The sequence below is a fragment of the Pseudomonas sp. FSL R10-1350 genome (assembly GCF_009600525.1).
Classification (GTDB): Bacteria; Pseudomonadota; Gammaproteobacteria; order Pseudomonadales; family Pseudomonadaceae; genus Aquipseudomonas; species Aquipseudomonas helleri.
In genome coordinates this window covers 47,847-56,912 of record NZ_WIVR01000029.1, presented here as the reverse complement: position 1 = coordinate 56,912, position 9,066 = coordinate 47,847, and the positions used below count along the sequence as shown (strand labels likewise).

7 protein-coding genes are annotated in these 9,066 nt (G+C 54.9%); all 7 read left to right on the top strand.

The genetic code is table 11. The annotated features are described in order from the left end of the window. Positions 1 to 1,029 (top strand): DUF2345 domain-containing protein (locus GHO25_RS14580; protein WP_153391079.1); only part of this gene is annotated, 1,029 nt, incomplete at its 5' end. After that, positions 1,026 to 5,612: an RHS repeat-associated core domain-containing protein gene (locus GHO25_RS14575; RefSeq protein ID WP_153391078.1), complete on the top strand. Its 4,587-nt coding sequence runs from the start codon at positions 1,026 to 1,028 to the stop codon at positions 5,610 to 5,612. The genes GHO25_RS14580 and GHO25_RS14575, both read left to right, overlap by 4 nt. Before the next feature lies 1 nt (position 5,613). Beyond that, positions 5,614 to 6,192 (top strand): hypothetical protein, encoded by a 579-nt coding sequence (locus GHO25_RS14570; RefSeq protein ID WP_153391077.1) that lies wholly within the window; start codon positions 5,614 to 5,616, stop codon positions 6,190 to 6,192. A 29-nt stretch (positions 6,193 to 6,221) separates the two neighbouring features. After that, a complete protein-coding gene (locus tag GHO25_RS14565; RefSeq protein WP_178110096.1) occupies positions 6,222 to 6,653 on the top strand; it encodes an RHS repeat-associated core domain-containing protein in 432 nt (143 codons plus the stop codon). Further along, positions 6,650 to 6,976, top strand: coding sequence for a hypothetical protein (locus GHO25_RS14560; protein ID WP_153391076.1), 327 nt, complete (start codon positions 6,650 to 6,652; stop codon positions 6,974 to 6,976). The genes GHO25_RS14565 and GHO25_RS14560 overlap by 4 nt, the downstream gene beginning before the upstream one ends. Before the next feature lie 367 nt (positions 6,977 to 7,343). Beyond that, positions 7,344 to 8,636 carry an RHS repeat-associated core domain-containing protein gene (locus GHO25_RS14555; RefSeq protein WP_153391075.1) on the top strand — a complete coding sequence of 431 codons (1,293 nt, stop codon included), beginning with the start codon at positions 7,344 to 7,346 and terminating at the stop codon, positions 8,634 to 8,636. Next, positions 8,629 to 9,042 carry a hypothetical protein gene (locus tag GHO25_RS14550; protein WP_153391074.1) on the top strand — a complete coding sequence of 138 codons (414 nt, stop codon included), beginning with the start codon at positions 8,629 to 8,631 and terminating at the stop codon, positions 9,040 to 9,042. The genes GHO25_RS14555 and GHO25_RS14550 overlap by 8 nt, the downstream gene beginning before the upstream one ends. The last annotated feature ends 24 nt before the right edge of the window (positions 9,043 to 9,066 follow it).

The following is a 9,066-nucleotide window of genomic DNA, read 5'->3' as shown; positions in this document are numbered from 1 at the left end:
GGCGGCGGCTTGTTGCTGACAACCCAGCTTCGCGCCCGCGCCGTCGCCCATCACACCGACCTGCCCGAATGCGCCGAGCAACTCAGCATTACGCAGCAACATCACGCTACCTTTTCCCAACTGGCCCGCGACCATCTGGCCCAGGAAAGCGGCGATCAAGATGAAGTCGCACAAGCACTCAGCGATCAGCATGCAGCCATTCGCGGCACAGGCGGCAATCCGAGCGCCAACCAGTTCCCGGAGCTGAACGAACCCTATCTGGTGCTGCACAGCCCTGCCGGAATAGCCAGCAGCACACCGCAATCCACCCACTTGACCAGCGGCGAGCACCTGGCCCTGACCAGTGGCGGCCACACCAGCCTGGCCATCGGCAAACGTCTGCTGATCAGCGCCAGCCGCGGCGTGCGCACTTTCGTCCAAAGTATGGGCTGGCGACTGGTCGCGGCCTCTGGCGACATCGACATTCGCGCTCTCAAAGACAACATCAACCTGCTGGCCAAGCTCAACATCACCGCCACCGCCGAACGCATCACCCTCAGCGCCAAAGAAGAACTGGTGATCAAGGCCGCAGGCAGCACCACCACCTATAACGCCGGTGGTATCACCCACACCACTAGCGGCCAATACATCGCCCATGCCAGCAACTTTGCCTATAAAAACGCGCAAAGCCAGGCCGCGGCGTTTCCCGGTGAGCCGAAGAGCGGCCAGGGCAATCTGGAATTGTTTCAGCACTATGCAAGCCAGCACGCCTTTAAAGGCGCGGCTTATCAAGTAGAGGACGCATCAGGCCAAATCTTCACGGGCACGCTCGACGCGCAGGGCCACGCTGCCGTGGCAGGCCTCGCCCCCGGCCCGGCCAAAGTACAGTTGGGCAAAGATCCCTCGGACACCTGGGCGTTAAGCAGTTATATCGGTAAGCCCCATACCCCGGACTTCGACTCGACATCCCCGGCATTGCCCGGCAAAGCCGCCACTCAGATTGCGCACACCCTGCTGGCAGCGCACGCCACCCGGGAGCAAGGCCAATGAGTACTCGCCAAGGCCAAGTCGCTGTTGCGCCACTCGACACAATTGGTGTCGAAGACCTGAAAAAAGGCGCAAATAGTGTTGATACCTGGCTGCGAGAAATCAGCGGCGACCGGATCACCCTGCAAGGGCTGAAAACGGTCGCCAACAACATCCCGATCATCAACAACATCATGGCCGCTATTGATGCGGTCAACGACATCATCACCCTTGCCCGCAGCGAAAAACGCCATCTGCTCGACTGGGTCAGCCTGGCCATCAATCTCATCGGAATCATACCGGCCCCGCCCTTCATGGCAGGCGCGCGCACCAGTTTGCGCCCAACGCTTTTTCTCGTACGACAGAAAGTTAACCAGAACCCCAAAGCCGTGCTCGGTGACGCACTTATCAGCGTTCTGGTCAGCCACTTGAACGCCACCATCCTTGGCTCGCTTGAAGACTTTGTCGAAAAAGCCCAAGCCCAGCTCGACGACATGCTGAACAGAGCCGGTGCCAAGGGCCAAGAAATACTGCTCAGCTTCGCGCAGGGCATCGAAGATCTCGTCAGCGGCACCCTTCACTACAAGGAGCCGCCCACCAGCGACTCAACTTCACTGCTTAAACTGATCGGTAGCGCCATTACCCATGCGCCGGGTAAAGCAGCTGTAAGCGCCCTGAACAGTGCCAGCGGCTATATCCCTGAAGACATTAAAAGACTTGCTCTCTTCAATACCGGGCTTCTGCGTCAGCTCGCCAAGGAAGTGAACAGCCAGTTGGCCGCACTGGCAGACGTCAACACCGAACACAGTGTTGGCTACTTGCTCTCAGTACTTAGCAAGGCCACCAAAAAGAAACGCAGAGACCTCAACGCAAACGTTCCGGTCTCTCACTCGGCACACGCCAAAAGCATCAGCGGTCAAGGGAACCTTGGCGCCACTGGCCGCCAGGCCCCTGCGCGCAAAGATGCCAATTGCGCTAAAAATGTCGTCTGCCCGGTCACTGGCCACAGCATCAGCTTCGCCCGTGGCAGCGAATACCTCGCCCACACCGACTTTACGCTTGCGGGACCTTTCCCGATCGAGTGGTCGCGGGCCTATCGCTCAAGCCAGTCAGCGCTTGACAGCGGGATATTCGGTGCACGCTGGACAACCCCTTATTCCATGTTTTTTGAGGTTCGTCACAAAGGGCTGGTGTACCACGCCGACGATGGGCGCAGTCATGACTACCCATTGCCCAAACCGGGCAAGTTTCACCACGACCCGATAGAAAATGTCGTGCTGGTGCGCACCAGCGAGCATGAACTGTCGTTGGCCCGAGGGCATCAAAGCCAGGAACACTACCAGCGCATCGGCAAACACTTCTGCCTCACCGCCATCACCCTGCGCGGCGGCGCCCGCGTCACCCTGCACTATGACCACCTGCACGCAGGCCAGGCGGTGCTGTCGGACCTGATCACCCACCAGGGCGACACCCCGCACCAGCACATTCACACCCAGCTCGACGACCACGGCCGCATCAACGCCCTGTGGCTGATGCACGAAGGCGCGCCCTTGCGCCAACTGGCGGGCTACGACTATGACGAACATGGCGATCTGCGCGCAGCCCGCGACGAAAACGCCGCGCAGTGGGCGTATCAATACCAACATCACCTGATCACCCGCTACACCGACCGCACCGGGCGTGGCATGAACCTGCAATGGCAAGGCGACGGTCCGGACGCCAAAGCCGTGCGCGAATGGGCCGACGACGGCAGCTACGACACCCGCCTGGAATGGGACGCCAATATCCGTCTCACCTACGTCACCGACGCCCTGGGTCAAGAGACCTGGCACTACTACGACATCCTCGGCTACACCTATCGCATCATTTACCCCGACGGCAACGAAGAATGGCTGTTTCGCGACGCCGCCAAAAACGTCACTCGTCATATCCACACCGACGGCAGCACCGATTCATATGCCTACGATGAGCGCGGCAACCTGCTGCAACACACCCGCGCCGACGGCAGCAGCATTCACCACGCCTACGACGACCAGGACCAGCGCTTCAAGACCCGCGATGCCGAAGGCGGCCTGTGGAAATACGACTACGACCCGCGCGGCAACATCATCGAAACCCTCGACCCGCTGGAGAACACAACCTGCTACGCCTACAACAGCGACAACCTGCCGGTGCTCATCACCGACGCCCTTGGCGGCAGCAAACACCTGGCCTACAACGCCGACGGCCAACTGACCCGCTACACCGACTGCTCGGGCAAAGTCAGCCAGTGGCAGTACAACGCCCTCGGCCAGCTCAGCCGTTTTACCGACGCTGCGGGCAACATCACCACCTACCATTACAGCGCCGGGCAACTGGTGCGCCTGACCCTGCCAGACAACACCGAAGAGCATTTCGAGCGCAACGCCGAAGGCCGCCTGCTCAGCCACACTGACGCCCTGCGCCAGCGCACCGTGTGGCACTACAACGAAGCCGGATTAATCCAGCAACGCCAGCAGGCCGACGGCAGCACCCTGGCCTACCGCTGGGACAAGCTCGGCCAATTACTGGAACTGCGTAACGAGAACAACAGCACAGCTACCTTCGCCTACGACCCGGCAGGCAAACTGCTGAGCGAAACCGGCTTCGACCGGCAAACCATTCACTACCAGTACGAAAACGGTAGCCAACAGCCGACCCATCGATCCGACGGCGACCGGGTCTGGCGATACGACTACGATCCGCTCGGCCGCCTGAGCGCCCGCCACGCCGCCTACCAGGGTGGCAAGCAATGGCAGACCGAAACCTTTGCCTACGACGGCAACGGCAACCTGCTGCTGGCCACCAACCCGACCTGCAAACTGCAGTGGTTTTACGATGCGGCGGGCAACAACACCCGCGAACATCAGCACCTGCACCTCTACGAACCCTGCCACGTCGCCATCTGGCAGCACGAGTACGACGCCCTCAACCAACGCATTGCCACCACCCGCCCCGACGGCCACCGGGTCAGTTGGCTGACCTACGGCAGTGGCCATTTGTTGGCAATGAAAGTCGACGACATCGAACTGCTCAGCTACCAGCGCGACGACCTGCATCGTGAAATCGTCCGCCACCAAGGCAACGGCCTACAACAACGCCAGAGCTGGACGCCCAACGGCCAGTTACAGGAACAGACCGTAGCCCTTAGCGGCTCAAGCACGCGCCTGCTGGTGCGCAACTACCGCTATGACGACGCCGGTCAGTTGACCGACCTGCACGACAACCGCCGTGGCGACATCAACTACCGTTACGACCCGCTCGGCCGTTTGCTCGGGGCCAGCAGCCAGCACAAAGAAGAAACCTTCGCCTTCGACCCGGCCAGCAACCTGCTCGACCCCAAGGCCCCGCGCCGGCCCATCCACCACCCGCCGCCCAAGCTTCTCGACAACCTGCTGCGCGACTACGTCGGCCAGCACTACACCTACGACGCCCGCGGCAACCTGCTTGAACGCCTCGACAACGGCAAAAAAGCCCGTTTAACCTGGGACCTCTACGACCGCCTGACCCGCTACGAAGACGACCGCCTCACCGCCGACTTCGCCTACGACGCACTGGGGCGAAGGGTAGCCAAATACTCCAAAGCCCACTGCCCGCCCAGCCCCGGCGCAGGCCCGGCGTGGATCGAGCAACAGCAGCGCACGCTCAACGCCCAATACGACTGCGGCCAAAACATCTACGGCTGGGACGGCGACACCCTCGCCTACGAAACACGCTACAGCGACAACCCTGGCGAACGACGTCTGATCCACTACTTCTACGAACCGGGCAGCTTCATCCCCGTCGCCCAAACCGTCGAAAACCGCAGCCTGTCGCTAGTGCGCGAGCCAAGCCATGAAAACGGCTACCACATCGACCGCGACCCGTTGTGGCAACACCAGCCCGTGGCGAAACCGTTCAACGCCATAGCCTGGTACCAATGCGACCACCTCGGCACGCCCATGGAACTCACCGACCAACGCGGCGAGATTGCCTGGAGTGGGACGTATCAAGCGTGGGGGTTGGCCAAAGAGAAGCGTACCGGCAGCGCAATACGCGAAAACATCCGCAACCCGCTGCGCTTTCAAGGGCAGTACTTCGACACCGAAACCGGGCTGCACTACAACCGCTATCGGTACTATGATCCGCAGGTCGGACGGTTTATCAGCAAAGACCCGATAGGGTTTGCGGGCGGGCTGAATGTCTATGCGTATGCGCCGAATCCGGTGGGGTGGGTTGATCCGTTTGGGTTGGCTAAACGCGGTCCGGTACCTGGTGGTCAAGGACCACACAATGAAGTTATCGCCCAATGGGGGCGTGAGGCCACCGAGGCCGGAGGTTTAGTAAAAGCGGGAGGTGGGCTCCAAAAAGAGGTACTAATTCCCACACCAGGTGGACAAAAACAGGGTCGCAGGCCGGATATAATTATTGAACAAAAGGACGGGAAAATAATTTACGGCAATGTTGGAAGAACAAAAGCAGACGGAACACCCGTACCTCGCGAAACACTTGCAATGGACGACTTACAAAATAAAACCGCAGACAACGATATGGCTGCCCAGGTTCAATTCAGGCCATACTGCCCATGCCCAACAAGGAAAAGAAAATAAAATGGATATTAATGTATTCATGACCCTTAATGACTTCATACTCATCAACATAAAACTGCTTGAAATATCCAACCTAAATCTCTATCGCTCAGAAAGTTACGATCATCCATATATAAAAGTAGATATCAACTCTCCCTCATCGTGGAGTCCGGGCACCTCAAAAACGCTTTCCCTGCTTGCTGGAAAACACGAAGATGAAGGGCCAATCCTAAATAAAAAACAAATCAACATCCCCCGAATCCAACGTATTGGTTTTATAGACATTAAATATGGTGGCGAAGATGAATATGCAATTGGAGCCTCACACTACGGTGCAGATACTTCACTTACGGCAAAGATCGCAAAAAAAGAATTACACAAAATACTCAAAAAATATGCGCACGCAAATGTTAAAAACACAAATGGAGACATCATAAAGAATCACTATTGGACTGATTCTGCCCTAGCCTCTGGCAAAAATTGGCACAGATTCATCGGATCGGGCGAGTACAAACACAAGAATATAAATCCCGGATATCGGCCAACATACGATAGTGAAAAATTATTACAACTCCAACCAAAAAACAAGGATATAACTTAAGACTATAAGTAGCCTGCAATAAAACCGCTATCGATACTATCGATCCGCAAGTCGGACGATTTATCAGCAAAGACCCGATAGGGTTTTCGGGTGGGCTGAATGTATATGCGTATGCGCCGAATCCGGTGGGGTGGGTTGATTCGTTTGGGTTGGCTCGAGTTTATAGAAACGCTCCTTATCATGGAGCTACAGACAATCCAATTAAGAGTAGAGCGCCATCAAATGGACAAGCTGCATTGGATAACTCTTCTCAAGTCAAAGATTCATCGCCTCGAAGGGTTGGAGTTGACATTGAAAATAACGAGTTAATAATTCTTGACAGAACCCAAGTAACCCCCAACTCAGATGAGGAATATCATAGTCATGTTAGATGCTGGTGTGATTTGCACACCGATCAGCAAAACACGCTAAGAAGAGCACAACAAGTAACTAGCAAAGGAAAAATAAGGAGACAGCCATGATAGAGCCACATCAAAAATCAGATATAGAACTACTACTCAAATCTAATGATGAGCAAACCATCCTAGACTCAATCATGCACATGACTTTCAACGTAAATGACCCCGAGTGGATTCAAAAAAAATGCATCGAACAAATTAATCTGAAAAAAAGTTCAAACATAACAGGGCTAGCAATTACATGCTTAGGGCACATAGCACGACTTCATGGCGTAATCAATGAAAACACCACCATCCCCCTGCTAAAAAAACTCCTGAAGGACAAAGAATTCTCAGGCAGGGCCGAAGATGCTTTAGATGACATTGAACAGTTTACAAAAAAATAAACATACCTTCAGATCGAGGGAAGCCACTCACTATCAACGATCCGCTCTGGACAAATTGATATTTACACTGCATTTTTGAACTTATTACTGATGGCATTCGGATAGTTCAGTGAACGAATCCATCCTCACATGCAGGCTTCAATGTGAAGACAATAACAGACTAAGGTTACCTAGTGATGCATATCACTTGCACAAGAGGTCATATCCAATACTTATAAAAAAGTACCTATTCCGTCAGCGACGTAAGGGGAGCACTGCAAGTTATGAAGACCTTCGCGGTACCGGACTGATCACCAGTGACTCACAAGTATGGTTGCAGCGCTGACCATAAAGTTCATAGCTCTTTAACAGTCGGGAAACACCGGCATTGGCCTTCCGCTGTCAATGCCTGCAAGTATTAAGACAAACCTTCGCCCTCCACCCTGCCAGCAGCCTGCGCGACTACGCTGGCCAGCACTACACCTACGACGCCCGCGGCAACCTGCTTGAACGCCTCGACAACGGCAAAAAAGCCCGTTTCACCTGGGACCTCTACGACCGCCTGACCCGCTACGAAGACGATCGTCTGACCGACGACTTCGCCTACGACGCACTGGGGCGACGGGTAGCCAAATACTCCAAAGCCCACTGCCCGCCCAGCCCGGGCGCCGGCCCGGCGTGGATCGAGCAGCAACAGCGCACGCTCAACGCCCAATACGACTGCGGCCGAAACATCTACGGCTGGGACGGCGACACCCTCGCTTATGAAACACGCTACAGCGACAACCCTGGCGAACGACGTCTGATCCACTACTTCTACGAACCGGGCAGCTTCATCCCCGTCGCCCAAACCGTCGAAAACCGCAGCCTGTCGCTAGTGCGCGAGCCAAGCCATGAAAACGGCTACCACATCGACCGCGACCCGCTGTTGCAACACCAACCCGTGGCAAAACCGTTCAACGCCATGGCCTGGTACCAATGCGACCACCTCGGCACGCCGATGGAACTCACCGACCAACGTGGCGAGATTGCCTGGAGTGCGACCTACCAAGCGTGGGGGTTGGCCAAAGAAAAGCGTACCGACAGCGCAATACGCGAAAACATCCGCAACCCGCTGCGCTTTCTAGGGCAGTACTTCGACACCGAAACCGGGCTGCACTACAACCGCTATCGGTACTATGATCCGCAGGTCGGGAGGTTTATCAGCAAGGATCCGATAGGGTTTGCGGGTGGGCTGAATGTCTATGCGTATGCGCCGAATCCTGTGGGGTGGGTTGATCCGTTTGGGTTGAGCGTAACTCTCGCAGAACGGCTTGCGAACAAAGCCCAAAATTTACCTGCCTCCAAACGTCCGAACACAGTAGCCGTAATCACATCTGCTGATGGAAAAATTACTATTGGAAAAAATCAAGGGGGAGTGACCAACCCCGAAGTGCAAAATACCCTAGACGGACTATCTCCCAACGAGTTTTCCGCCCAGTGCGCAGAAGTAAACGCAATCTCAAGAGCAAAGAACAAAGGGATAGAGTTAAAAGATTCCTCAATTTCAGTCGCAAATGTTCGTGGAAAGAAAAGTAGCAGTGGCATTCACGGAACTAGCAAGCCCCCCTGCTCAGTTTGCAATCCACTTTTAAATAAATTTGACATGAACCTATTAGAGAGATGCCATGATAATGGATAGAACAAAAATTTTATCGGAATTCAAAAACCTCCCCGTGTCGGAAATCCAGCGATACGGCTCGTCGTGCCTAAGAGCATTTTGCGCAGAGAAAAAAATTTCACACCCAGCAATCATTGATCTACTCGATCATCTTGAGTACATGCATTTCAGCCAAAATCTACCTGAATGGGATCGTCAAGGGGCTTTATTAGAACTAAATGGAAGAGGAGATGAGATACCAGCAGATCTAGAAGAAATTTTAATAAAAAATAAAGCTACCGATTTTACTGCCCTAGTTGATAGCGTAGTAGAAATCGGAATTGTAGATCTATATGGAGGAAGAACAAACCTTCCCATAGAGTTCCTAGATCGAGCAATGACCATACTGGAAAAAAACAAGATTCAATTACCAGCACCTAGCGCATAATTAATTATCAACCGTTCTTTAATT

What these genes read in the sequence shown, in the direction of transcription:
- GHO25_RS14575 (WP_153391078.1), top strand. Translation starts at nt 1,026, where the DNA reads ATGAGTACTCGCCAAGGCCAAGTCGCTGTTGCGCCACTCGACACAATT.
- GHO25_RS14570 (WP_153391077.1), top strand. Translation starts at nt 5,614, where the DNA reads ATGGATATTAATGTATTCATGACCCTTAATGACTTCATACTCATCAAC.
- GHO25_RS14560 (WP_153391076.1), top strand. Translation starts at nt 6,650, where the DNA reads ATGATAGAGCCACATCAAAAATCAGATATAGAACTACTACTCAAATCT.
- GHO25_RS14550 (WP_153391074.1), top strand. Translation starts at nt 8,629, where the DNA reads ATGGATAGAACAAAAATTTTATCGGAATTCAAAAACCTCCCCGTGTCG.